We start from the raw sequence: 25,259 nt of genomic DNA, 5'->3' as shown, positions 1-25,259 counted from the left end.
CTTTATTGAGGCTCTCGTTTATAAAACTACCAGCTACCAGAATTTCCATCGGCATCTAAGAAAAGATCATTTTCTTGTGTTTTCTGAGGAGTGCTGGCTGCCGGAGCTTCTGAAGGCTGAGGCGAGTTATTAACTTCTACTGAATCTTCTGCGGCTTTTAATTCGTCAATAGCGCTTGGCTCAGGAGCCGGCGGTGCTTTTTTCTTATCAAACTCGTCATTAAAACCAAGCAGTTGTGGGCGGTAGATACGGAACGCACGCATCAGTTCGCCTTTGGCATTAAATAAACGAAATTCTGAAAAAAGCTCATCATAGTCTGCGTTTACGTAATCTTGGCGAGCTTGAAAAAGTTCATTTTCGCTGTCTAGTACATCAAGTAGCGTACGACGGCCTAAGCGAAATTGCTTTTCATAAGCGATCTGAGATTCTTTTGTTGCAATGACATATTGTCTAATATGCTCTTTTTGTCCTGTGGTTGCTTCAAAGGCTGCCCATGCAAGTCTTACGGTTAGCTCTGTGTCTCTGATGGTTTTACGGCGTATTTCGGAAGCCTGAACGTATTGTTGAACTGCCGCTTCTTTTTTACGCTTATGCGTGCCACCGCTGTAGAGGTTGTAGTTTAGTCGCACCATGGCCAATAAATCTTCACTGGGGCCTCGGTCTCCGTCAATGTTGTTGTCCCATGTACGTTCTAAGACAAAATTAACCGTTGGGTAATTATCAGCATTAGCAATTTTTTGCAGACTTTCTGTTGCTGCGACATCCCAGCGAGCGCCTTCAATAGCTGGGTTTTTCTTCAAGGATTCATTGATCGCAGAATCAAGATTTTTTGGCAGCAAATCTTTATCAGGGATTGGGTAGATTAAGTCTTTCGGTGGCATTTCTCCGACGACATTTCTGTAGTTGCTCTCTGCATCTTGAAGATTGTTCACGGCTGCAAAGTAATTAGCATGAGCTTTGGCAAGACGCGCGGTAATTTGGCTAAGGTCGGATTGTCGGCCAATACCTGAATCACTTTTTAGTTTGATTTGCCCGTAAATACGCTCGTGTGTTTTTAGGTTTAGTTCAGCAAGGCTGACCAATTCGCGGTAGCGTAAAATATTGGCATAAACCTGAGCGACCTCTAGAGCAGTATTTTCAACTGAAATCAGAGCGCTCCAACGATCTGCCTCGGCTTCGCTGTTTAATCGTTCGACATCGTTTACGGTTGAAAAGCCATTAAATAGTGGTTGATTAAGAGAAAGTGTTAGTTCTCGACGAGTAAGATCAATATCGTCCGAATTGGAGTTGTCTGCATACGTCGTTTCTCGGCCAATACCCGCAGAGAGGTCTGCACTCGGGTAATAGCCGGAACGACGAGCAATCTCAGCATTTTCTTTAGACTCGCGATACTGTGCTACAGCTTGTCTAACAGTTGGGCTGTTTTCGATTGCCGTATATGTCGCCTCCTCGAGAGTAATTGCATGCGCTATTGCAGGTAGAAAAACTGTCCCTATATAAACCGTGCAAGTCAAAACTATTCGATGAAACATGTGATTATCTATCCTTTATTGAGATCTACTGAAATGGTAAAGCCATTTAGATCCTTAATATGTAGCGATTCTGTTAGTTACAGCTTTTTATGAGAATAGACTAAATATCACCCCATAGAGTGTTAATAACGCTAAGGGCAACAACGGGAGCTGTTTCTGTTCGTAGCACTCTTGGGCCTAGTGCGATGGCATTAAAGCCTGATTTTTCAGCGAGTTGGACTTCTTTTTCAGTTAATCCTCCTTCTGGTCCAATCAATAAAGCCACCTGATTATTTGTTGGTTGTTCATATTGGCGAATCGGTTTTGCGCTATGATGATGTAACGTAAATTTTAACATTTCGTTACATTTCTCCAGCCATTCACTCAATTCTATTGGTGGATAAACAATAGGAACCACACCTCGACCACATTGTTCCGCTGCACTGATTGCAACTTGTTGCCAATGTTGTTGGCGCTTTTCAGCACGGCTGTCGTGCAGTTTTACTTCACATCGCTCACTAAAAAGAGGTTGGATAGCAAATACGCCAGCTTCAACGGACTTCTGAATGGCGTAATCCATTCGTTCGCCTCTAGACAGTGTTTGTCCAATTGTTACTTGGATTGGGGATTCATTATCCAGTGCTTCAAAATCTGTGACATGAATATTAGCGGAGCGTTTTTCAACATCGCACAAAGTGGCGTTAAATTGACCGCCTTTACCATTAAACTCTCGGCCATTAAAAACACGAATAGGATGGTCTGATTTTAAACGCAATACTTTGCAAAGGTGCTGAAACGCAGAATCTGGTAAGGCAAAGGTGCTATTCACGCTGAGTTCTGTATCGATAAAAATTCTTGGAATACGCATGTTTTGCCTTATGTCTTTAAAAAATAGAAATAAAAAAGCCTTCCTCTGCACGTGTTGTCTAATAAAAGAGTAGGGCAGAAGAAGGCTTTATAACGGAAAATCAGGAAATTATAAACCTGCCGCTTTGCGTAATGCGTCAGCTTTGTCTGTTTTTTCCCACGTGAAGTTTTCACCTTCACGACCAAAGTGGCCATAAGCCGCTGTTGGTAGGTAGATTGGGCGTTTTAGGTCTAGCATCTTAATCAAGCCTGCTGGACGTAATTCAAAATATTCACGCACTAGTTGTGAAATCAGCGCGTCGCTTACTTTGCCTGTGCCGAAAGTATTGATACTGATAGAGGTTGGCTCAGCAACACCGATGGCGTAAGAGATTTGAATCTCACACTTATCAGCAAGGCCTGCGGCAACGATATTCTTAGCAACATAACGACCAGCGTACGCAGCAGAACGGTCAACTTTAGATGGATCTTTACCAGAGAAAGCACCACCGCCGTGACGAGCCATGCCGCCGTATGTATCAACGATGATTTTACGACCGGTTAGACCGCAATCGCCAACTGGGCCACCAATGATGAACTGGCCTGTTGGGTTGATGAAGTACTTAGTTTCTTTTGATAACCATTCTGCAGGAAGCACTGGCTTGATGATCTCTTCCATCACTGCTTCACGAAGGTCTGCTTGTTTTACTGATGCGCTGTGTTGTGTCGAAAGAACAACCGCATCGATAGCGCATGGTTTGCCATTTTCATCGTAACGGAAGGTAACCTGGCTTTTTGCGTCTGGGCGAAGAAAATCTAGCGTGCCGTTTTTACGAACCTCTGCTTGGCGTTGAACTAAACGATGCGCGTAAGTGATTGGCGCAGGCATTAGCACGTCAGTTTCGTTAGTGGCAAAACCAAACATCAAACCTTGGTCGCCAGCACCCTGTTCCTTCTCATTTGCTTCATCAACACCAACGGCAATATCAGAAGACTGTTTACCGATGGCGTTCATCACGGCACAAGATTCCCAGTCGAAGCCCATGTCTGAACTGTTGTAGCCGATTTCACGGATAACGCCACGAGCGATCTCTTCAATGTCGACCCATGCGTTGGTACGAACTTCACCAGCTACCAGTACCATGCCTGTTTTTACCAGCGTTTCGCAGGCAACACGTGCTTCCGGGTCTTCTGCCAAAATGGCATCAAGGATGGCGTCGGACACTTGGTCCGCTATTTTATCTGGATGACCTTCAGAAACGGATTCTGAAGTAAATAAAGAATATTCTGACATGTTTAGTGCCTCTATCAAAAATGATGGATAAGCGCTAAATAGGTATAAAAAACCCGCTTAGCAATGATTATATTTCAAAAAAGCTAAACAGGTCGTATTGCTTCTGTTTAGCTGAATTTATATAGCGTCCGCAAGCCGAAACAAATCGACGCTTTTAAGTGATGTGAATAATGAACTAGAGCTGTTTAAATATCAACCCGATCTGTGGATTTTAATGAGGCAAAGGACGATTTTTTTGTTAGGATGGTGCAGATTTTTATGTAATTTCATTTTCTTTGCCCAATGTTTGGGCGTTACGATGGTGCCAACCTTGTATCGTGGTTCTATCCCGTAGAGAATGTTACTTCTATTGTTCGTTAAGCTATCAGGAGTGGAATAACCATGCCGTCTCGTAAACAACTTGCTAACGCCATACGTGCATTGAGTATGGATGCCGTACAAAAAGCTAACTCTGGTCACCCCGGTGCACCAATGGGTATGGCGGATATCGCTGAAGTGCTATGGAATGATTTTTTAAAGCACAACCCAAACAATTCAAAATGGGTTGATCGCGACCGCTTTGTGTTGTCAAACGGCCATGGCTCTATGCTGATTTATTCTTTATTGCACCTATCTGGTTATAAATTGGCAATTGAAGACTTAAAACAGTTTCGTCAACTTCACTCTAAAACACCTGGGCACCCAGAATATGGATATACCGATGGCGTAGAAACCACAACGGGACCATTGGGCGCGGGTATTAGTAACGCCGTCGGTATGGCGCTTGCTGAGAAAACCTTAGCTGCGCAGTTTAACCGCGAAGGGCATACTGTCGTCGACCACAACACCTATTGCTTCCTTGGTGACGGTTGTTTGATGGAAGGTATTTCTCACGAGTCGGCTTCTCTTGCTGGAACGCTAGGTTTGGGTAAATTGGTTGCGTTTTGGGATGACAACGGTATTTCTATCGATGGTCATGTTGAAGGTTGGTTTACTGATAATACACCGCAGCGTTTCGAAGCGTACGGCTGGCATGTTATTGCTGATGTAGATGGACATGATCCAGAAGCGATCAAAGCGGCGATTGAAGCGGCAAAAGCTGAAACAACTAAGCCAACTTTGATTTGCTGCAAAACCATTATCGGTTTTGGTTCGCCAAATAAATCTGGTAGTCATGATTGCCATGGCGCGCCACTAGGCGATGCAGAAATTGCTGCTGCTCGTGAATTCCTTGGTTGGCCACATGCACCGTTCGAGATTCCCGCTGACGTCTACTCTGGTTGGGATGCGAAAGAAGCTGGTTCTGCTCGTGAAGCGCAGTGGAATGCTCAATTTGAAGCTTACAAAGCGGCTTACCCAGAATTGGCAGCTGAATTTGAACGTCGTGTTATTAAGGGTGAACTGCCTGCGGATTTCGAAGCGAAAGCACAAGCTTTCATTCAAGAAAGCCAAGACAAAGGTGAAAGCATTGCGAGCCGTAAAGCCTCTCAGAATTCGATTGGTTTCTTTGGTGCTATGTTGCCAGAGTTGCTAGGTGGCTCTGCGGATCTTGCTGGTTCTAACTTGACGTTATGGTCTGGTTCAAAAGGTATTCAAGACGATCCAGCAGGCAACTATGTTTTCTATGGTGTTCGTGAGTTTGGTATGAGCGGTATCATGAATGGTGCTTCTTTGCATGGTGGTTTTATTAACTACGGTGCGACCTTTATGATGTTTATGGAATATGCCCGTAACGCGGTTCGTATGTCTGCTTTGATGGGCATTCAAAACGTATTTGTTTACACGCACGATTCTATTGGTCAAGGCGAAGACGGTCCAACGCATCAACCTATTGAGCAGTTAGCGAATTTGCGTATGACGCCAAATATGTCTGTATGGCGTCCATGTGATGCCGCGGAAACAGCGATTGCTTGGAAAGCGGGCATTGAACGCCGTACTGGCCCAACTTCTTTGGTTTTCTCTCGTCAAGGTCTGCCTGCGCAAGCACGTGATGCACACCAATTAGCTAACGCAGCGAAAGGTGGCTATGTGCTGAAAGATTGCACTGGTACACCTGATCTTATCTTGATCGCTACAGGTTCTGAAGTAGGCCTAGCAATGGACTCTGCTGAAGCACTTACAGCGAAAGGCAAGAATGTGCGTGTGGTTTCTATGCCATCTACTGATGTCTTTGATGTTCAAGACGCTGCTTACAAAGAATCTGTATTGCCAAGTAGCGTGACTAAGCGCGTTTCTATCGAAGCGGCCCATACTGATTACTGGTACAAATACGTTGGTTTCGACGGCGCTATGGTGGGGATGACGACGTTTGGTGAGTCGGCTCCTGGTGGCGATCTTATGAAACACTTCGGCTTTACAGTAGACAATGTGGTTGCGACTGCTGAGAAAATTCTAGCTGCGTAATCTGGTGCTTGATAAGAAAAGAGGTATACGTTTGTATGCCTCTTTTTCCTTTTATTAAGGCGGAAGGTGATGGTTTTTGATCACTTTCTTTGCGATGAAGTAGTAGGAATATGTTGCGAGTCGCTATAAATGGTTATGGTCGTATCGGACGTTCGATATTGCGAGCGTTGTATGAAAACGGCTACCGCGATCACATTCAAGTGGTTGCTATTAATGAATTGTCCGATATTGAGACAATCAGTTATCTTACTCGCTATGACACCACTCATGGCCGTTTCCCTAAGCCTGTTTCGACCCAAGGCAATGCCTTGTTGATCGGTGACGATAGTATTTTATGTTTTTCTTGTGCTACTCCTGATGAGTTGGATTGGTCGTCTCTTGAACTGGATATGGTGCTGGAGTGTTCGGGCAGTTTTTCTAGTCGAGAAGGTGCGCAAGCCTATCTGAATGCCGGTGTTCCCAGAATGTTGCTATCCCAGCCTGCTGCGGCTGATGTGGATGCGACTATTGTGTATGGTTTTAATCATCAGGACATTCAGGCAAATCAAAACATTGTGTCAGCGGCATCTTGTACGACGAATTGTTTGATTCCGGTTTTGGATGTGGTGAAGCAGTTTGCGGGTGTGGCGCATGGCATGACGCAAACAATCCACTCGGCGATGAATGATCAGCCTGTGATTGATGGCTATCATACCAAAGACTTGCGCCTGACTCGTGCAGCCTTGAGTTCGATTATTCCTGTCGATACAGGATTGGCGAGAGGTATTACACGGATGATGCCAGAACTTGACGGAAAAATGGGTTGTAATGCGGTGCGTGTGCCAACATTAAATGTTTCTGTAATTGATTTAGTTTTACGTACAGAACGAGATGTGACGGTTGATCAAATCAATGGGCAGTTAGAACAAGCGGCACACTCAAAATACGCAGGGTTAATGGGGTTTACTAAAGAGGCTCACGCTTCGGTGGATTTTAATCATGATCCACGTTCGGTAATTATCGATAGTACGCAAACCCAAGTAATCGACCAGCGAATGGTGAAGTTACTATGTTGGTTTGATAATGAATGGGGCTACGCTAATCGAATGTTGGATGTGGCTAAGTATTGGGCAGGTGTGATTGAACAATCAAATTTGGATTGAGACATCAGAAGTTTAAACGACGAGGACATCGTACATGACTGTAATTAATATGAAAGACGTGGATCTGGCGAACAAAAGAGTATTGATCCGTGAAGACCTTAACGTACCTGTGAAAAATGGCAAGGTGACTAGCGATGCGCGTATTCGTGCGGCCTTGCCAACCATTAAATTGGCGTTAGCTGCTGGCGCAAAGGTCATGGTGATGTCTCACCTTGGTCGTCCAACAGAAGGTCTGTACGAAGAAGAATACTCGCTTCAGCCTGTTGCGACACATCTTGCGAGTTTGCTAGGACAAGACGTACCGTTAGCAAAAGATTGGTTGGATGGCGTTGAAGTTGAGTCTGGTCAGCTTGTTCTAGTTGAAAACGTACGTTTCAATCTTGGCGAGAAAAAAGACGACGAAGCCTTGTCTAAAAAAATGGCGGCGTTGTGCGATGTGTTTGTGATGGATGCATTTGGTACGGCTCACCGTGCTCAAGCTTCTACTCACGGCGTAGCGAAATTTGCACCAATCGCTTGTGCTGGTCCATTGTTGTCGGCTGAGCTTGAAGCATTGGAAAAAGCCTTAGCGAAACCTGCTCGTCCAATGGCGGCGATTGTTGGTGGCTCAAAAGTATCGACTAAATTAACTGTATTGGAATCTTTGTCTGATAAAGTGGATCAATTGATTGTTGGTGGTGGTATTGCCAACACTTTCTTGGCTGCCGCTGGTTTTCCAGTGGGCAAGTCTTTGTACGAAGAAGATTTGATTCCTCAGGCAAAAGCTTTGATGGCGAAAACCAGCATTCCGCTACCTGAAGACGTTGTTGTCGCTACTGCGTTCGCGCCAGATGCCGTTGCGACAGTGAAAAATGCTGCAGATGTTGGTCCTGATGACATGATTTTGGATATTGGACCAAAAGCTGCCGCTGCGTTTGCTGCGTTGCTTGAAAAATCCCAAACGATTATCTGGAATGGCCCTGTTGGCGTTTTTGAGTTTGATCAGTTTGGCGGTGGAACTAAGGCGCTTGCGATGGCTATTGCAAACAGTAAAGGGTTTTCTATTGCTGGTGGTGGCGATACGTTAGCTGCTGTTGATAAGTATGACATTGCGGATCAGGTCTCTTATATTTCTACTGGTGGTGGCGCATTTTTAGAATTTGTTGAAGGAAAAGTGCTGCCAGCGGTTGCGATGTTAGAGTCACGCGCGCAAAATTAGTATCAAAGAATGGCAAAGATCGTTCTAAAGCACTTTATAAGTAATAAAAAGGCGAAAAGCCTACTTCGTTAACACTGTTAGACGCTGCATATGATTTGTGCTGAAAACAGTGTTGGTGAAAACAAAACTAGAGAGTGACCTACTCGGCGCGAGTCGAGTATGACAATAACGATAAGGCGTAAGCCACATGGTTTGTGATAAGCAATGCCATGATTACAAAATCACAGAGTTAACTAACACCATAACTCTGTTCGTTATAAATAAAATATAAGACAAATTGTCAGAGGAAACCTTTTATGCCTTTAATTAGTATGCGTCAACTGCTCGACCACGCAGCGGAGCACAGCTATGGTTTGCCAGCCTTCAACGTGAATAACATGGAGCAGGTTAAGGCGATCATGGAAGCTGCTCACGAAGTGAATTCACCTGTTATCATGCAAGCCTCTGCTGGTGCTCGCAAATACGCTGGTTCGCACTTCTTGCGTCATTTGATTGCGGCGGCGATTGAAGATTACCCACATATCCCTGTTGTAATGCACCAGGATCATGGTACGTCTCCAGCTATTTGCCAACGCTCTATTCAGCTTGGTTTTTCTTCTGTCATGATGGATGGTTCTTTGATGGCTGATGGTAAAACACCGGCTAGTTATGACTACAACGTTGATGTGACTCGTCGTACTGTTGAGTTCGCACATGCATGTGGTGTATCTGTAGAAGGTGAGTTGGGTGTGTTGGGTTCTTTGGAAACCGGTCAAGCTGGTGAAGAAGATGGTGTTGGCGCTGAAGGCACACTTTCCCATGATCAAATGTTGACGGATCCACAAGAAGCGGTGGATTTTGTTAATGCAACTGGCATTGATGCATTGGCTGTTGCGATTGGAACAAGCCATGGTGCATACAAGTTTACACGTCCGCCTACCGGCGACATTCTCGATATCGAACGTATAGCAAAAATCGTAGAGTTACTACCAAACACTCATATCGTGTTGCACGGTTCGTCTTCTGTTCCACAAGATTGGTTGTCTATCATCAATGAGTTTGGTGGTGACATTCCTGAGACTTACGGTGTGCCGATTGATGAGATCGTTAAAGCGATTCGTTACGGTGTTCGTAAGGTCAACATTGATACAGATTTGCGATTGGCGGCAACCGGTGCGATTCGTCGTAGTTTGGCTGAACACAAAGGTAATTTTGATCCACGTAAATACTTAACGGAAAGTATCAAGGCGATGAAAGCGGTTTGTATTGATCGCTATGAAGCCTTTGGTTGTGCTGGTCAAGCTTCTCGCATTCATACTATGGATCTGGAAGAGATGGCTGTACGTTATGAGCGTGGTGAATATTCTGGTGGTCGTGTTTTTTAAGTCTAGCTTTAAAGAGAGTAATGCTTAATAAAATGGTGGGTAGATATAGGTAAAGGAAAGTTTTTTTAAGTTTTTTAATAAAAAAACAAAAAAACTATTGACCGGAAAATTCAATTACCTATAATGCTCGCCATTCCTTGCGGGAGTGGTGGAATTGGTAGACACGCTGGATTTAGGTTCCAGTGCTTCACGGCGTGAGAGTTCGAGTCTCTCCTTCCGCACCAAATTTAAAAAAAGCTGACTTTATGTCGGCTTTTTTTATGTCTGAAATTTATCTAAATGCCTTTCTTCTTCGTAATAACATGTATTTAGAGCACATTTATAGTGCTTAAGCGTATTTTCTTATTCTTGTTATCATAAAAGTTCGTTAATTTGGTTAGAATAATTCTTTCTATGACGTTTCATCGGGCTCGGAAATGCGAAGACTACATTCTTTTGTTATATGGATTGTTCTGGGAAGCCTTGCTTTCACGGCGCAAGCTGCCAACATGGCGCTTGATCTTATGGATAGTCATGATTTTTATCAGTCTACGCCAAGACAAGGCCCTCTGGCCGAACAGTTCACTACGATAGTCAATTCTCCTCCTAACCCGATCCGAGTATCTCAGAAGCGAGCCGTACGTATTGCCTTATTGTTATTTGGTGACGCTAATTCTCTCGAAAACAGATCGCTTCTAGTGACATTTAGAAAACGCATGCGTGAATTAAGCATAGATTATCGTTTAGATACGTATACAGATGGCTTTGAGTCAGATAATGATTTGGCATCTTACTTTAAGATGGCCGATGCTCAGCCGGATTATATTATCATGACGAAACTAGGTTCTGTTCAGCGCCGATTCTTAGAGCGATTTTTGCGCTCAGGTAAGCCAAAAATCATTCTGTATGACTTTGCTTCGCCGTTAACTCATTGGATGAACCATCCTCCTTTAATGTACATAGGCTTTGATCAGAAGAAAGCAACGACTATGCTGGCTAGTTACCTTGAACGTCAGCTGCCACCAGAGACAACTATTTCGGCACTGGTTTTACCAACGGGTTATCTTGGACATATGCGCTGTGATTTATTTCTCGATGAAATGATGAAGTACAATCGTCGGGTCAGCCATATTAGAGCGGTATCAGATGATAAGGTCAGTGCGTTTGAAGCGGCTCAAGCTTTATTAAAAGACAACCCTTCTGACTTTATTTTTAGTTGCTCTCAGAATATTTCTGAGGGGGTGGTTGCGGCATTAAAAGCTCAAGGTTTTGATTCGCAGATACAAACCAATGCTTGGGGGTTGTCTTCGAATGGTATTGCAGATTTAGAGAGTCGTAAGGTAAAAGCGAATGTACTTTTTATGAGAGATGATCTTTCTATTGCGGTAGCAGAGGCGATTAAGTTGGATCTCGAAGGAAAAAATATGCCAAATCTTTATGTCGCCAATTCGACGCTCATGCCTGCTGAATTAGATACAGATAGTCTGCGTTTGATGGTCCAGCAAGCCTATCATTATTCGGTGGAACTATGGCTGGAGTAACCATTAGTTTACAGCGTCGTCTGCGCTTAAAAGTCCTTGTACTGGTTGGTATCGTCTTCTTGGCGACTGCCTTAGCTGTTTTGTACTTTATTGAAACATTGAATCAGTCTGCAGCGGAAAAAAACTTGGCATTGAAGCATCGCGTGGTTGAACAGGCTTTTAATGGCTATTTGGCTCGTGCTGAAGATGAGATGAAGTTTATTGGTCAGGATCTTTCTCTGAGTAATTATGCTTCTGGTCGAGAGTTAGATTTGTTGTTTAGCCATCATGAAGTGTTGTTTTTTGGTGGGTTAGATTTTTTTTATATCGAGTGGGAAAATGGTAAGCATTCGATGGATCCTAGGGCACGTTTATTTACCAAGGTAGATCTACAGTCTGTATTGGCAGAGGGGCTTATTAATCGATGGGCGTCTATAGTGACAAAAGACGACTCGATCTTGCTGATGTTTAAAAAGAAGCTGTTGTCGTCAGAGCAAGTAAATATTGGCTTTTTGTATGGTTTTATTTCACTGAACGACAACTTAACCTTGGCGAATGAATTGCTTGAAAGTGCTCAAGTAAGCGCTGTGCGGGTTTATGATAGTGCACATAATCGCGTCTTACTTGAAGAGCGTAAAGTCGGCGTAGATTTATCGGACGCAACATTGCATTCTCGCCTACCTTTGGTATCACCTATTCAGGCAGACTTACAATTAGATATCATCCAAAAGCACACTTTTTCGTCTGCGATTTTAACCAATGCGTTGCCGTTAATCGCTGGAATTGGAATGGTTTTATGCTGCTTTTGTTTGCTGTTATTCCGTCAAATCAATAGGTTCATTTTTCAACCTCTTGAGTCGATTGTTTATCGGCATGAAGAAGGTCTGCTGCCGTATAGTGAACTCCAACCAATACAGTTACAAAGTCATCAATATAAAGCCTTTATTGAGTCCAAAGAGCATAGGTTCAAGCTGCTCGCGGAATCGATACATAGTGCGGTTATTTTTTGCACGGAAGTCGCAGAAGTGGAATTAATTAATTCGGAAGCAAAGCTTCTTTTTCCTGATGCGGATAAGGCCCGAACGGTTTTTGATTTTATGCCTATTTCTTGTCATCAATCTATTCAAGACGCTTTAAAAGGCGAAGTGGGCGTTGCTTTTGAATTAACTATCAATAATTTGGGTCGAATATATAAATGGCAAGTGCATTCATTTAAAAATGAGAGTGACTATCGAGGCTTGTTGTTGGTAGGGCGCAATGTCACTCAAGAAACCAGTTTAATGTGGCAATTGGAGCAGCTGCAACCACTGTCATCCGCACAGCAAAAGAAAGTAGACACGGACGCTATATTGAATGAGTTGACGTATCTGTCTTTATTGCCTGGTTATATTGATAGTAAGCATTTACAGGGTTGGCTTGCGCTTTTGATATCCGTATTAAATGATATCAGTAGCGTGAATAATGAGGTGTCTTATTTGCCAATCGGGGAGGTCTTTTGCCAAGAAAGTGCTCGAGTTATGGCGGCCATGGGAGTGGAAGCAAATAGGGTGCTGTTGGATTGTTCTGTTGAGGATGGCTCAAGGATCCTTGCTATTGATACTAATTTTAGAGGATTGATTCGCGTTTTATTTATGATGGTGATGTCTAATGACATGGCTGAGCGTCGATTAACAGTTCGCTTCGATGGTGCAGAGCTGGAAATGATTGCGATGAATGACATGGCATTCAGGCCGCTTTTTTACTGGATGATAAAAATGTTGTTAGTGCCTCTTGGTGGCCAGCAAAAGACCCTACAGAATAATGCTCTACAGCTTAATTTGATGGCGGAAGAGTATGAATACAAGCAGGCACTTAAGCCGTTAGCATCGAACCAAGTTGTGGCTTGGGTGGCAAATGATTATCCCAACCCCTTTGCTATTAAGACAGCTTTAATGAGGCTTGGTCTTCAGGTAGAGGAGTATGTTTCAACCGACAGCTTTTTTACCCAATCCAGTGCTGTGGTGAGATTTGACGCAGTACTGATTGGTTGTGATAAAGATGTTGAAGCGCAAGCGGATATGACACGGGCTCTTAAACTCAAATATAATCGTAATAACCTTCCTATTATTTGGCTCAATAGCACCCTGCCGATTGAGGTGGATCCGCATGTTTTTACCTTGCAAGGCTGTTCTTTCGACTACAATTTACATCAGGTCTTAGTTAAAGCATGTGAGTTAGAGGGTATAATTCCCACCCATTCGAATGAGCAGGCCTTATCTTGGGTGATGGTTGGTGGCAGTCGTATCACGAAAGCCATCTGGTATACCGAATTAGAAAAGTATGACGTGGCGACGCAGTGGTTGGCCGATTTATCCAATTATTATGTGGTGCTGTCATATCACCCTGATGCCGTTGTTGTATTGCTTGAGCCTCAGCCACGAACGCTTTTATTGTCAATTCAGGAAGCCTTTCCTGCAACCCGATTTTTTTCGGTACAAAGGTGGTCAGAAATGCCGGATAATGTGGCGCTTTTCGATATGACATTGCCTTACTCTGGTGATCAAATTCGATTATTCACACAAAAAGTTATGCAACAAAAACCTTAGGAGCAATGAATGAGCGTAATTGGACTAATTGGAGCTATGGATGAAGAAGTAGCTGTTATCAAAGAGTGGATGACAGGCGTCCGAGAACAGACTATTGCTGGTTGTGATTTTTTTGTTGGGCATTTTGAAGGCAAAGACGTTGTTTTGCTGAAATCCGGTATCGGTAAAGTAAATGCTGCTGTTTCTACCACTCTATTGCTATCTCAGTTTAAGCCTGAGTATGTGATCAATATTGGTTCTGCTGGTGGTTTTGATCCGGAGTTACAGGTTGGTGATGTAGTTATATCAGATCAAGTGGTTCATCACGACGTAGATGTGACGGCCTTTGGTTATGTAATGGGGCAGGTTCCAAATATGCCTGCGACTTACCCAGCTGATGTGGCGTTAGTCGATAAGGCAAAACAAGCGTTGCAGACAGTCACCCAAGTGCAGGCAAAAGTTGGTTTGATCGGAACTGGCGATAGCTTCATGAATGATCCTGTGCGAGTGGAAGCAGTACGAGCCATTTTTCCTCAATTAGTGGCTGTTGAAATGGAAGCCGCGGCTGTTGCTCAAGTATGTTTTAAATTTGATACGCCTTTTGTCGTTGTGCGTTCTCTGTCAGATATTGCAGGCAAAGAATCTCCTCAAAGTTTTGAGGAATACCTTAAAGTTGCAGCTGAAAACTCTTCCCTGATGATTCAACAAATGCTGAAAGGCAACTAAAGTATGCCATTGAGCAAGGGGCAGATTTCTGTATTTTGTTTAGTAACTTGCTGGCCCTTGTTTGCTTTTTCTGCAGAAGAAACGAGAGATGATGTAGAGACTCAAGTAGAAAATAGCGGACCAGTAGAAGAGAGTGTTAGTCCGCCTTGGTGGTTGAGTTCCCATGAAACAGTGTCAAAGACCATTGGTAATTGGTCAACGAATATCGATTCGTTTTTATCTGGTACGCCAAGTAGTGAGCCTTCTGATAGTTATGCCGAAATACGCTTTGGCTCCGTTTTAAGCAAAAGTGATCAATCTGGTTTTTTTGAGTTTCGGACACGGTTGAAACTGCCGAATACTCAAGATCGATTACGCCTAGTGGTAGAGTCTGAGCCAGATTCCTTGGCACCAGAAAGTTTAAGAGGGGAGTCGTCTCAAGAGGGCAATGTTGTAGACTCTGCCTTGAAAACGAATATTTCGGCTGCTATTCGTTATATCAAAGACGATATAGGGTTAGATGTTGATGCTGGTATCAAGGTGGATTTTCCTCTTGATCCATTTTTGCGCTTGCGTGTTAAGCAAGGTGAACAGAATGAGCGCTGGAGCTGGTGGCAGAATCAAGAAGCATTTGCTTATTATTCCAGAGGAATTGGAGCTCGTTATTCGGTAGGTTTAGGTTACGCTACGAGTCCTACTTTGAATATTGGTACCGATTTTGGCGTGACTTGGCTCGATAGAGATGGGCTGTTTTATGTCCGTGAAAACTTTTCAATTCAGCATCGATTAGACGAAAAAAACCGTTTAAGGTATCAATTGAGTTTTCTTCAATCGGGAGAACACTCGATTGAGCCAGATAGCTTTTTGTACAATGTTCAATATGAGCGCCTGCTTTATAAAGACTGGCTCATTGGGCAAATAAGACCTCAGTTCACCCATGAAGCGGATGATGACTATGAGGGTAAGTTTTCCCTTACTTTGTCTTTAGCTATTTTGCTCGGGCCTAAGTACCTGCGTTAAGTATTTACGTTAATAAGCCTTTCAATTTTTGTGTTTTTACGTAAGCGATTAGATTTGTATACGGGGAACTCGTATAATGCCGCGCTCTATCAGTACCTATCGCTTCCAAGAGAATCAGCTATGAGACCGGATCAAATCCAACCAGAAATGTATGAAAAGCAGCTGCAAGATAAGCAAGCTGAATTAGCCAAATTAATGGCGACTTTGTCATTGCCTGAGATGGAAGTGTTTGCGAGTCAGCCGATTCATTACCGCATGCGAGCTGAGTTCCGCATTTGGCATGATGGTGATGATTTATATTATGCGATGTTTGATTCAGCTGATCCTAGAACGCCGATTCGTACCGATCAATTTTTGGCTGCATCGAACCTTATTAATGAGCTAATGCCAAAGTTGCTTGATGCGGTTCGGGATATTCCTGTTTTACGATATAAGCTTTTTCAAGTGGATTTCTTAACGACAACCACAGGTGAAGCCTTGATTAGCTTGCTTTACCATAAACCGATCGATGCCGAATGGAATGCTGCTGTCCAGCAGTTAAACGACGCTTTTCCTGCTTGTCATTTTATTGGTCGTAGCCGTAAGAAGAAACAAATTATCACGCGCGATTTTGTAATGGAGACGCTAACGGTAAATGGTCAAAAATTCCATTATCAACAAGTTGAAAATAGCTTCACTCAGCCTAATGCTGGCATCAGTGAAAAAATGTTAGAATGGGCGTTAGATGTAACGAAAGATGCATCCGGTGATTTGTTAGAGATGTATTGTGGGAATGGCAATTTTTCTATTCCTTTAGCTCGTCGTTTTGATCGAGTGGTTGCGACCGAAATTTCCAAAGTCTCAGTAAATTCTGCGCAGCTAAATATTGCTATCAATGGCATGCATAATGTTCAAGTGGTTAAAATGGCCAGCGAAGATGTGTCCGCTGCTTTGAATGGCGACGTAGAACTTCCTAAGAGCCTAGTTCAAGCTGGCGTCAGCGAGCTTACTCCTTCTGTGGTTTTGGTTGATCCACCACGAGCAGGTTTGGACGATGCAACGGTTGAATTGATCCGTAAGATAGATTCCATTCTTTATATTTCCTGTAATCCTGAAACGCTGAAAGCGAATTTAGAAGCCTTGTCGAGTACCCATGAGGTGGTTCGATATGCGATGTTTGACCAATTTCCTTATACTCATCATGTGGAAACGGGTGTTTTCTTGAAGCGTAAGGTGGATTAATAAAGGCTAACACGCCCCTTTTTTACCGAGTACAGCGAGTTTTTTGAGAGTGTAGTGAGCCACATACTTTGTTTTTTTGAAGGCATCTAAAATTTATTAGCAGCAAACCTTGTATGAGTTTTGTTCTTATCATAATGAAAGACATTCTTGTATCTTGAATACGACATAGAATGTTCTGTGGTAACATATACGCACACATTTTCCCCCACCACCAAAGAGAAGTCGAACGAGCCATGAGTAATAACTCACTAGACAAAGACAAAATCAAAATCTTGTTATTAGAAGGCGTTCATCAATCTGCATTGGATGCATTGCATGACGCAGGCTATACCAACATCGAATATCACAAAACTGCACTTGCAGAAGATGAGCTGATCGAGAAAATCTCGGAAGCACATTTCATTGGCATTCGATCTCGTACTCAGTTAACGGCGAATGTTTTAGAGCATGCTAACAAACTGGTTGCTATTGGTTGTTTCTGCATTGGTACGAACCAAGTTGATCTCGATTCAGCAAGTGAGAAAGGTATTGTTGTCTTTAACGCGCCATACTCCAATACTCGTAGTGTTGCAGAGCTAGTTCTTGGTCAGTTAATTCTATTACTTCGAGGCATTCCTGCGAAAAACGCAGCATGTCATCGTGGTGGTTGGGTTAAGTCTGCTGCAGGCTCTTTCGAAACTCGTGGTAAGCGTTTGGGTATTATTGGTTACGGTAGCATCGGTACTCAATTGAGCGTTTTGGCAGAATCTTTAGGTATGGAAGTATGCTTTTACGATATCGTCACCAAGTTGCCTTTGGGTAATGCGCGTCAAATCAAGAGTCTAAAAGAATTGCTGTCTACTAGCGATATTATCAGCTTGCATGTGCCAGAAACGAATTCGACTAAGATGATGATCGGCGCGAAAGAAGTGTCTCAAATGAAGAAGGGTTCTATCTTCATTAATGCTTCACGCGGTACGGTTGCCGATTTAGATGCTGTAGCTGAAGCTATTAAGTCAGGTGAGTTAGGTGGCGCAGCGGTCGATGTATTCCCAGTTGAGCCTAAAGGTAACGACGAAGAGTTCGTATCACCACTTCGTGGTCTAGACAATGTGATTCTAACGCCTCATATCGGCGGTAGCACCATGGAAGCGCAAGAGAACATCGGTATTGAAGTGGCTGAGAAGCTGATTAAATACTCTGATGTTGGTACTACGACAGCAGCGGTTAACTTCCCAGAAGTGGCCTTGCCTGCTCAAGCGGATAACCATCGTATTCTTCACGTTCACGAAAACCGTCCAGGAGTGCTTTCTAAGATCAACGCGATCTTCTCTGAAAACAACATCAACATTACGGGCCAGTACCTTCGTACCACGGAGAAACTTGGCTACATGGTAATGGACGTGGATGCAGAAGAGGGCGAATTGGCGCTTGAGAAAGTAAAAGAAGTAGAAGGAACAATAAAGGCACGCGTTTTGTTCTAAGCTTTTTCACTGTGTTCTTGATGTTAAAAAATCCAGCTACGGCTGGATTTTTTGTATCTGCCATTCTTTCTTAAAAATAAAAAGCTTAAAGTCAAAAGATCTATCTTGGGGGGCTAGTTGATTCCCAACGTGGTCGTAATGTCTTGGATTTTTTGTTTGATGTTATTGGTCACGCCAGCCATAAACACTTCAGACTCATTGGCTTGTTCTCTTACTTTAACAACTGCGCTGTTTAGCTTGTTCATACCGAGCTTTTGCTCTGCTGCATAGCCTGTCGATTTTTTTGCTAAATGACTAGATTGCTTAGACTTTTCAAGAATATCTTGAGCCGATTGGCCGAGAGCATGGGTCAAATCTATTTGCTCAATCGAGGCCGTTTCAATTAGTTCTATGTTCTTGGTGAGTTTATCTGTTGCTGATGTAAGCAGAGAAAAGATCTTAGTGATCTCTTCAAGGGATTGTTGGGTTCTGGTAGATAAGGTTCTCACTTCGGAAGCAACTACGGCAAACCCTCGACCATGTTCACCTGCTCGTGCCGCTTCAATGGCGGCATTGAGTGCGAGTAAATTGGTTTGTTCTGAGATATCTCTGATGCCACCAACAATAGATGACGCGCTAGAGACGGATGAGCTTAATCGGGTTAATGCTTTCTTGCTACTATTTAGCCTCTCAACGGTTGTTTGATTAGCAAGTGCTAAGGAGGCCGCTTGATCCACGCTGTGTGACATGGCGGTATTGGTTTCGATGGCATAATTTGCCACTTCGTGGGCACGCACTTCGGCTTTATTCGCCAGAGTCTCGACTTGGTTTGACATTTTTAGTGTGTCATCCAATTCGTGTCGAGATGCCAGACTTAATTCGTGTACTTGTCCAAAAGCATTTAGCATTTCATTGAGCGAGAGTGAGATATTGTTTAGTTCTGTATCACGTTGCTGCCGTTGTACGGCTATTTGCTCTAAATAGCGGTTTAAGTAATGAGCCACGTCTGATAGTTCGTTTTTGTTCTTGCTGACTTTAAGGGTGTTGATGTTTTGATGTTCAACTAAGTCTTTTACCGCTGTGTAAAGGTCTCTGGCGCTTTTTACCACGACTTTATTCTGGAAAATATGCACTGAGATAGTGGTTAAAATCATCAAAATGACAAAGACAGAAAATGCTATTAAAGTTTGTTCTTGAGTGGCTTCTGCGCTTTTTTGAATGTCTTCAGTACCAGTTTTCAAAATCTCTTCGAGCTGATGAATCAATGAGCGAATTTTGTTTTGGGCTGCGATAGCTTGCTGGATATTTAAAAGACTAGAATCAACGTCTTTTAAATATCGGCTTGACCAAGTATGGAGCTCGCTTTTGGTTTCTTCTAGTGGATCAGTCGCTTCTGTAGAGTCTTCTGAATCGCTTGCCCATCCCATTAATGACGATAAATCGTCAGCAGACTCAGTGTCATTCTTCTCGTCTAATTCTAGTATTGGAAGTTGATCGAAATCAGCAATATGAGATTGAAAAATGTCAATTGATTGGACTAAACGTTGTTTATTATCTGCTGTATTGTTGACCAAGTAGTCGTCTTTTGCGCCACTCATATGAGCAAGGTCTGCGTATAACAAGGCTTGGCTTGCTAAATAAATGGCTGCGGATTGTAGGTCATGGTGTGATTGAAATAGCGCAACCTTATCAGCCAAAGCATCTAAAGATAGTAGTGTTTGTCGTTCATTATTTTCGATCAGTGCATAAGGGTTTCCGGACAGTTTGCCCGCAGCTCTCACATCAGATTGAAGACTTTTTTCTATTTCATTTAATTGGTTGTTAATTGGATCTTTAATGGTATCGGGTAGTGCGTTAAGAGCGGGACGAATTTTTTTCTCAATGAACTCTTGTGCTGTCTGTAGTGCAGACGCTTCTCCTGTGGATAGGTAGCCTTCAATTTGCTGCTTTAAATCAATGGAGGAATATTCCCAAACTTGAGTGTAGGTGTCACTTTGCTCAAAAGCGCTGCGAAATTTCATCAAACTCCAAAGGAGCAGGGCGACAAGCATGACCGCAATAACCAGATAGCTTACGGTTGTTGTGCGTGTGACATGGGATATTTTCAATTCAGAACCTACTTTAATTTACATAAAACGACGAATACGACTACCTTAATATGAGTATGTGACAAATATGTGACTTAAGCCGTGTGAGCTATATGAAGCAGAGAGTGTGACAAATCTCAAAAATTGACCAAAAGCGACAGGACTTTGTCTATTCACGCATTACTGGGTGTGATTTCTGTCCAATTGGAAAAAAAACCTTCCATGGTCACTTTTTCGTCATTATTTTGTATTAGATTAAAAAAGAAATTAAACGATCGTTTAATTAAAAGAGTGTTTTGGCTGTTAAGCCGCTTTTTCTTGAAATAGCAATTAATCATAAAATATAAAGGAGCTCAAGAATGACCCTTTCCCGTCGCCAATTCGTGAAAGGCGCCTCAATCGCAGGTGCTGTTGCCGCTACCCCATTTTCGATTAACAAAGCCATTGCGGCTAATAAAGAGCTACGTATTTATGCGTGGGCTGGTTATATAACTGATGAGATGTTAGCGGACTTTAAAGCCAAGACTGGTATTAACGCGACGTTTACACCATACGGTACAAATGATGAGTTGATGAACTCTTTGCGTGCTACGGATGGAACCGGCTTCGATATTATTATGCCGACTGTCGATCGAGTGCCTGGTTATGTCGATTACGGTCTTGTTCAGCCTCTTGACGTAAAAAGAATTAATTGGGACGGTTGTTTGGAGAGCGCGCTGTCAGGTTCGGATGTTGGCGGGATTGTAAAAGGTAAGCGCTACTTTGCTCCATCGGATTGGGGTACAGAAGCGATTGCTTACAATAAGAACGATGCAAAAATCAGCAAAGAACTAAGCTATGGCGATCTTTGGTTGCCAGAAAACTCTGGTGGCGTAACCGTTCGAGGGCATTCAGCTCTTGTCGGTATTGGTTTGTGGTTAGAGAAAGCCGGTAAATTACCTTTCCCTCTGCTAGATTCCTATAAAAACGAAAAGGCCATGCGTGCAAACTTCGATGTTATTTTGAAAACGGCGGTTGAACATAAAGGTGCGATTGCTCAGTTCTGGTCAACAGAAAATGAAGCCCAAGGTGCATTCCGTACTAATGGCGCGACGATTGGTCAAACTTGGGACAGTACAGCGTTCAAACTACAATCCGAAGGCGAACCTATTGCCTACGGCGCACCAAAAGAAGGGGCGTTGGCTTGGATGGAAGGTTTTGTGATTCCTAAAAATGCCAACAATGTGGATTCTGTCTATGAATTCATTAACTGGTACTACACGCCAGAAGCGGGCGCTATGTTCGTGAAATCAACTGGCTATAATTCCACCTCAAAAGGTGCTGATGCTTTATTACCAGCGGAAACGAAGCAGTTCTTCCAAGACTCTTATAGCAAACAGGATCTTGCCAATCTTTGGTGGTGGCCAATCCAAGAACCATGGTACGTCGCATTACGTAACGAATACCAAGACCGTTACTTGTCTGCATAAACCTCGAAGGCCCCTTGTGATTTTCACGAGGGGCTTTTTGTATCGAGAAAAAATAACCAGCGAGAGAAATATGGATAGCAGTGTTCATCTAGATAATACCGTCATGCAATTTGGTGATTTTACCGCCATACAACAAACCGACTTAACGATAAAATCCGGTGAATTTTTTAGCTTCTTAGGGCCTTCTGGTTGTGGCAAAACTACGATTCTTAACATGATCAGCGGCTTTATCGATCCAACACAGGGCGATATTAAAATTGGTGGTAAGAGCATGCGTGGCGTGCCGGCCAATAAACGTCCAACCTCGATGATTTTTCAAAACCTCGCACTTTTTCCTCTCATGACGGTCGCCGAAAATATTGAATTCGGCCTAGAGGTTCGCGGTGTTTCGAAAAGTGAGCGCAAAAAAGCATCGGATCGCTTGCTTGAGTTAGTCGCTTTGGAAGGGAGTGGCACAAAAAAAGTATCTGAGTTGTCTGGTGGTCAAAAACAGCGTATCGCCATCGCTCGAGCCTTGGCTGTTGAGCCACAAGTCTTGCTATTAGATGAGCCATTATCCGCATTGGATTTAAAGCTACGCCAACATATGCGTACCGAATTAAAAGCGATTCAACGTAAAACAGGTATTACCTTTATCTATATTACCCATGATCAAGGCGAAGCGCTGACTATGTCAGATCGAGTAGCGGTTATGTCAGCGGGACGAATTCAACAAGTAGCCGATCCTATTACCTTATACCGTGATCCTCATACCGCGTTTGTTGCTTCGTTTGTTGGCGAAAATAATGGTGTTACTGGAAAAGTAATCGAAGCGAACTCAGATCTTGTTGTTTTAGATTGTGGGCCATTTGGCAAGTTGGCAGGGCGTTCGCAAGGTCATATGGCTGTTGGAACTGATGCGACACTTTTTATACGTCCTGAGCACTTTAGGTTACAAGCAGAGGAAGGAATGCACACTCTGCGAGCCACTATTGATGAAGTGAATTTTGAAGGCGCGTATTTGACGCTCAATGCTAATACGCCTGCTAACTTACCTTTGTCTATTCAGCTTGGTACACATCAGTTTTCTGAGTCATTGAAAAAAGGTGCGCCAGTTAGCCTTTCTTATAATGAGCAGGATGCCATTGTGATTGCCGGAGGCGGCCATGTTTAGTCAGCTAAAAGCGCGATTTGGCAGTAGCTTGGCGGTTGGCATTATTGGCATGATCGCTATTTGGTTGATTGGCTTAGTGATTTTGCCACAGATATTAATGGTGGATTACTCATTTCGTCCGAATCTATTGCCTGCCGATATTGGTGGACCAAAAGATACGTATTCCTTAATGAATTATGAGACCTTGTTCAGCAATAAAATACATTTGGCTATTTTCTTTAAAACCATCTGGTCGAGTGTGTTGGTCACGTCGCTGACACTAGTGGTAAGTTATCCGATTGCTTTTTATCTTGCCAAAGTCGCCACTCCTCAAAAAGCTGCGTTATGTTTGTTGTTACTGATTATTCCTTTCTGGATCAATGAAATTCTACGTACGTTTTCTTGGTACATCATCCTAGCTTATAAAGGGCCGTTGAATGCCTTGCTATTAGGGCTAGGTATCATTGATCGTCCCATTCGATTCTTATCGGGTGATGGTGGCGTGCTGATCGGTATGGTTTACGCCTACATCTTATTTATGATCTTTCCTATTTATAACGCCATAGAAAGTTTGGATACCAATCAGATTAAAGCCGCACGTAATTTAGGTGCTGGCTGGATCCGTACTCATTGGCGCGTGGTGATTCCGCATGCTAAGCCAGGTATTGCGACAGGTTGTATTATGACCTTTATGTTGGCTGCAGGTAGTTATGCTGTGCCTGCTTTATTGGGCTCACCGGGAAGCCGTTGGTTCACGCAAATTATTTACAATTGGTTTTTTGAGGGTGGCGATTGGAACCAAGGCGCGGCATATGCTTTCTTATTGCTGATTATCTGTATTGGTTTTATCGCCTTGGTAATGCGCGTCTTTAAAGTAGGTTTGGGGGACATTGCAAAATGAGATCTGAAACTATTATGCGATTTGCTGTGCGCTTCTATATCGGCGTGTTTTTTGTGTATTTATTCACTCCGCTTATAATTATGGGGCTGGCGACTTTTAACGACAGCCGTTTCCCTACCGTTTCTCCTTGGAAAGGGGCAACGCTCAAATGGTTTGAGGCGCTTGCTCAAGATGGTGCCATGTGGACTGCTTTATGGACAAGTATTCTGGTTGCGGCAGGTGTGCTGGTGGTTGCTGTGCCGATTGGTATTTGCTGTGCTTTGTTTTTATCGACGGTGCAGGGCAGGGGAAAAACCTTTATTTATACATTGATGATGTCACCACTATTAACACCTGGTGTGATTGTGGGTATTTCAACGCTGATCTTTTGGAAAGGCTTGTCTGTAAGTGGTGGCGTGTTTCTAACGGTTGTTGCGCAAACCACCTTTATTGCTGCTTATGTCATGCTGATGGTATTGGCTCGTTTACAGCGCTTTGACCGTACGCTTGAAAATGCAGCGCTAAGTTTGGGGGCGACACAATGGCAAGCATTCCGTCGAATCTTGTTGCCTTACTTAAAGCCAGCGATTATCTCAGCGGCAGCAATTGCGTTTTTACAATCGTTTGAAAACTATAATACAACCTTGTTTGTTAAAGGTTACGACACAACGTTGACTGTCTATATCGCATCTAAGGTGAGAACTGGTTTAACACCAGCGGTAAATGCCCTGGGTTTGGTGATGATTTCTGTCACTATCTTGTTAGCGATTGTTTATGAAGTAAAACGTCGTCGAGAGCTTTCGACAAATTCATAACAAAATAGAGCGATGTATTTGAAATGAAAAGGTCATTATTTGTACGAATAATGGCCTTTTTTGTGTCTTTTGATCACTGCGTAATCAGTTTCTGAGGGTGAAGCAAATAAATATGACAAAATGATAAAAAACCTCAAAAAAGGGTTGCACAAAATCTGTAGATCCTTAATATACGCCCTCGCTGACACGGACAAGGCTTCAGAGCAACGAAGACCAAGTTCAACTGATTAGGTTCTTACCTGATTGGTGATTCAAGTTAGCACGCTCTTTAAAATAGATAATCAGATAATTTGTGTGGGCGCTCGCTGGAGGCTTCAGAAGATTATCCGGATTGGTTTTTAACTGGTTCGAGATGATCAAAAAAATTGAAGTCTTGCGAAACGTCTAACACGTCAATTCGCTTTATGTTGGCTTGTTGTTCTTCGGGGCAATGGGTCGATTAAGTTATTGTTAGTGTAATAGATTTTGAGTAAGCAAACTTTTTAACTGAAGAGTTTGATCATGGCTCAGATTGAACGCTGGCGGCAGGCTTAACACATGCAAGTCGAGCGGTAACAGGGGAGCTTGCTCCTGCTGACGAGCGGCGGACGGGTGAGTAACGCGTAGGAATCTACCTAGTAGAGGGGGACAACATGTGGAAACGCATGCTAATACCGCATACGCCCTAAGGGGGAAAGGAGGGGACTTT

18 protein-coding genes and 1 tRNA gene are annotated in these 25,259 nt (G+C 43.2%); 15 read left to right on the top strand and 4 right to left on the bottom strand.

Going from position 1 to position 25,259, the window contains the following annotated elements; genetic code table 11:
• Positions 1 to 26 precede the first annotated feature (26 nt).
• The 3 genes from CYL31_RS20465 to metK all read right to left on the bottom strand — a co-directional run bounded on the left by CYL31_RS20465 (position 27) and on the right by metK (position 3,651).
• A complete protein-coding gene (locus tag CYL31_RS20465) occupies positions 27 to 1,532 on the bottom strand; it encodes a TolC family outer membrane protein (RefSeq protein ID WP_212916944.1) in 1,506 nt (501 codons plus the stop codon).
• 100 nt (positions 1,533 to 1,632) lie between these two features.
• Positions 1,633 to 2,379 (bottom strand): 16S rRNA (uracil(1498)-N(3))-methyltransferase, encoded by a 747-nt coding sequence (locus CYL31_RS20460; RefSeq protein WP_212916943.1) that lies wholly within the window; start codon positions 2,377 to 2,379, stop codon positions 1,633 to 1,635.
• Positions 2,380 to 2,487: 108 nt separating this feature from the next.
• Positions 2,488 to 3,651 (bottom strand): methionine adenosyltransferase, encoded by a 1,164-nt coding sequence (gene metK / locus CYL31_RS20455; RefSeq protein ID WP_212916942.1) that lies wholly within the window; start codon positions 3,649 to 3,651, stop codon positions 2,488 to 2,490.
• Positions 3,652 to 4,032: 381 nt separating this feature from the next.
• On the opposite strand from metK, the gene tkt reads away from it, so the two are divergent.
• From tkt to serA, 11 genes are all read left to right on the top strand, one after another.
• The gene (gene tkt, locus CYL31_RS20450; protein ID WP_212916941.1) at positions 4,033 to 6,033 is read left to right on the top strand and encodes a transketolase; all 2,001 of its coding nucleotides are present in this window, start codon (positions 4,033 to 4,035) and stop codon (positions 6,031 to 6,033) included.
• Between the two features lie 110 nt (positions 6,034 to 6,143).
• On the top strand, positions 6,144 to 7,175 hold the full coding sequence (locus tag CYL31_RS20445) for a type I glyceraldehyde-3-phosphate dehydrogenase (RefSeq protein WP_212916940.1): 1,032 nt from the start codon (positions 6,144 to 6,146) through the stop codon (positions 7,173 to 7,175).
• A 34-nt stretch (positions 7,176 to 7,209) separates the two neighbouring features.
• Entirely contained in the window at positions 7,210 to 8,373 is a 1,164-nt protein-coding gene (locus tag CYL31_RS20440) for a phosphoglycerate kinase (protein ID WP_212916939.1), read from the top strand.
• A 296-nt stretch (positions 8,374 to 8,669) separates the two neighbouring features.
• Positions 8,670 to 9,737 carry a class II fructose-bisphosphate aldolase gene (gene fba / locus CYL31_RS20435; protein ID WP_212916938.1) on the top strand — a complete coding sequence of 356 codons (1,068 nt, stop codon included), beginning with the start codon at positions 8,670 to 8,672 and terminating at the stop codon, positions 9,735 to 9,737.
• Between the two features lie 139 nt (positions 9,738 to 9,876).
• Positions 9,877 to 9,961 (top strand) — tRNA-Leu (locus CYL31_RS20430).
• A 192-nt stretch (positions 9,962 to 10,153) separates the two neighbouring features.
• Positions 10,154 to 11,257, top strand: a complete 1,104-nt coding sequence (locus CYL31_RS20425; protein ID WP_212916937.1) for a substrate-binding domain-containing protein — start codon at positions 10,154 to 10,156, stop codon at positions 11,255 to 11,257.
• Complete coding sequence (locus tag CYL31_RS20420) at positions 11,245 to 13,821, top strand: LuxQ periplasmic sensor domain-containing protein (RefSeq protein ID WP_212916936.1); 2,577 nt, start codon at positions 11,245 to 11,247, stop codon at positions 13,819 to 13,821. Before CYL31_RS20425 ends, CYL31_RS20420 begins: the two co-directional genes overlap by 13 nt.
• A 9-nt stretch (positions 13,822 to 13,830) precedes the next feature.
• Positions 13,831 to 14,526: a 5'-methylthioadenosine/S-adenosylhomocysteine nucleosidase gene (mtnN, locus tag CYL31_RS20415; RefSeq protein ID WP_212916935.1), complete on the top strand. Its 696-nt coding sequence runs from the start codon at positions 13,831 to 13,833 to the stop codon at positions 14,524 to 14,526.
• A 3-nt stretch (positions 14,527 to 14,529) separates the two neighbouring features.
• Positions 14,530 to 15,525 carry a hypothetical protein gene (locus tag CYL31_RS20410; RefSeq protein WP_212916934.1) on the top strand — a complete coding sequence of 332 codons (996 nt, stop codon included), beginning with the start codon at positions 14,530 to 14,532 and terminating at the stop codon, positions 15,523 to 15,525.
• 120 nt (positions 15,526 to 15,645) lie between these two features.
• Positions 15,646 to 16,746, top strand: a complete 1,101-nt coding sequence (gene trmA, locus CYL31_RS20405; RefSeq protein ID WP_212916933.1) for a tRNA (uridine(54)-C5)-methyltransferase TrmA — start codon at positions 15,646 to 15,648, stop codon at positions 16,744 to 16,746.
• Positions 16,747 to 16,979: 233 nt separating this feature from the next.
• Complete coding sequence (gene serA, locus CYL31_RS20400; RefSeq protein ID WP_212916932.1) at positions 16,980 to 18,209, top strand: phosphoglycerate dehydrogenase; 1,230 nt, start codon at positions 16,980 to 16,982, stop codon at positions 18,207 to 18,209.
• Between the two features lie 113 nt (positions 18,210 to 18,322).
• Here serA and CYL31_RS20395 read toward each other — a convergent pair whose 3' ends face one another.
• Positions 18,323 to 20,209 (bottom strand): methyl-accepting chemotaxis protein, encoded by a 1,887-nt coding sequence (locus tag CYL31_RS20395; protein WP_212916931.1) that lies wholly within the window; start codon positions 20,207 to 20,209, stop codon positions 18,323 to 18,325.
• 425 nt (positions 20,210 to 20,634) lie between these two features.
• Here CYL31_RS20395 and CYL31_RS20390 point away from each other — a divergent pair, with 425 nt between their 5' ends.
• The 4 genes from CYL31_RS20390 (at position 20,635) to CYL31_RS20375 (ending at position 24,571) form a co-directional block, all read left to right on the top strand.
• Complete coding sequence (locus CYL31_RS20390) at positions 20,635 to 21,744, top strand: extracellular solute-binding protein (protein ID WP_212916930.1); 1,110 nt, start codon at positions 20,635 to 20,637, stop codon at positions 21,742 to 21,744.
• A gap of 70 nt (positions 21,745 to 21,814) precedes the next feature.
• Positions 21,815 to 22,897, top strand: a complete 1,083-nt coding sequence (locus CYL31_RS20385) for an ABC transporter ATP-binding protein (RefSeq protein WP_212916929.1) — start codon at positions 21,815 to 21,817, stop codon at positions 22,895 to 22,897.
• Positions 22,890 to 23,777, top strand: coding sequence for an ABC transporter permease (locus CYL31_RS20380; protein ID WP_212916928.1), 888 nt, complete (start codon positions 22,890 to 22,892; stop codon positions 23,775 to 23,777). The genes CYL31_RS20385 and CYL31_RS20380 overlap by 8 nt, the downstream gene beginning before the upstream one ends.
• Positions 23,774 to 24,571, top strand: coding sequence for an ABC transporter permease (locus tag CYL31_RS20375; RefSeq protein ID WP_212916927.1), 798 nt, complete (start codon positions 23,774 to 23,776; stop codon positions 24,569 to 24,571). Before CYL31_RS20380 ends, CYL31_RS20375 begins: the two co-directional genes overlap by 4 nt.
• Positions 24,572 to 25,259 lie beyond the last annotated feature (688 nt).

Origin of the sequence: Marinomonas sp. A3A, assembly GCF_018336955.1 — a bacterium.
Classification (GTDB): Bacteria; Pseudomonadota; Gammaproteobacteria; order Pseudomonadales; family Marinomonadaceae; genus Marinomonas; species Marinomonas lutimaris.
Note: the sequence above shows the minus strand (reverse complement) of the source record. Positions and strands in the feature narration are given on the sequence as shown.

Coding starts and splice junctions, on each gene's coding strand:
- serA (WP_212916932.1), top strand. CDS start 16,980: ATGAGTAATAACTCACTAGACAAAGACAAAATCAAAATCTTGTTATTA.
- CYL31_RS20460 (WP_212916943.1), bottom strand. CDS start 2,379: ATGCGTATTCCAAGAATTTTTATCGATACAGAACTCAGCGTGAATAGC.
- CYL31_RS20425 (WP_212916937.1), top strand. CDS start 10,154: ATGCGAAGACTACATTCTTTTGTTATATGGATTGTTCTGGGAAGCCTT.
- mtnN (WP_212916935.1), top strand. CDS start 13,831: ATGAGCGTAATTGGACTAATTGGAGCTATGGATGAAGAAGTAGCTGTT.
- CYL31_RS20380 (WP_212916928.1), top strand. CDS start 22,890: ATGTTTAGTCAGCTAAAAGCGCGATTTGGCAGTAGCTTGGCGGTTGGC.
- CYL31_RS20465 (WP_212916944.1), bottom strand. CDS start 1,532: ATGTTTCATCGAATAGTTTTGACTTGCACGGTTTATATAGGGACAGTT.
- CYL31_RS20390 (WP_212916930.1), top strand. CDS start 20,635: ATGACCCTTTCCCGTCGCCAATTCGTGAAAGGCGCCTCAATCGCAGGT.
- CYL31_RS20445 (WP_212916940.1), top strand. CDS start 6,144: ATGTTGCGAGTCGCTATAAATGGTTATGGTCGTATCGGACGTTCGATA.
- trmA (WP_212916933.1), top strand. CDS start 15,646: ATGAGACCGGATCAAATCCAACCAGAAATGTATGAAAAGCAGCTGCAA.
- CYL31_RS20410 (WP_212916934.1), top strand. CDS start 14,530: ATGCCATTGAGCAAGGGGCAGATTTCTGTATTTTGTTTAGTAACTTGC.
- CYL31_RS20420 (WP_212916936.1), top strand. CDS start 11,245: ATGGCTGGAGTAACCATTAGTTTACAGCGTCGTCTGCGCTTAAAAGTC.
- tkt (WP_212916941.1), top strand. CDS start 4,033: ATGCCGTCTCGTAAACAACTTGCTAACGCCATACGTGCATTGAGTATG.
- CYL31_RS20385 (WP_212916929.1), top strand. CDS start 21,815: ATGGATAGCAGTGTTCATCTAGATAATACCGTCATGCAATTTGGTGAT.
- fba (WP_212916938.1), top strand. CDS start 8,670: ATGCCTTTAATTAGTATGCGTCAACTGCTCGACCACGCAGCGGAGCAC.
- CYL31_RS20375 (WP_212916927.1), top strand. CDS start 23,774: ATGAGATCTGAAACTATTATGCGATTTGCTGTGCGCTTCTATATCGGC.
- CYL31_RS20440 (WP_212916939.1), top strand. CDS start 7,210: ATGACTGTAATTAATATGAAAGACGTGGATCTGGCGAACAAAAGAGTA.
- CYL31_RS20395 (WP_212916931.1), bottom strand. CDS start 20,209: ATGAAATTTCGCAGCGCTTTTGAGCAAAGTGACACCTACACTCAAGTT.
- metK (WP_212916942.1), bottom strand. CDS start 3,651: ATGTCAGAATATTCTTTATTTACTTCAGAATCCGTTTCTGAAGGTCAT.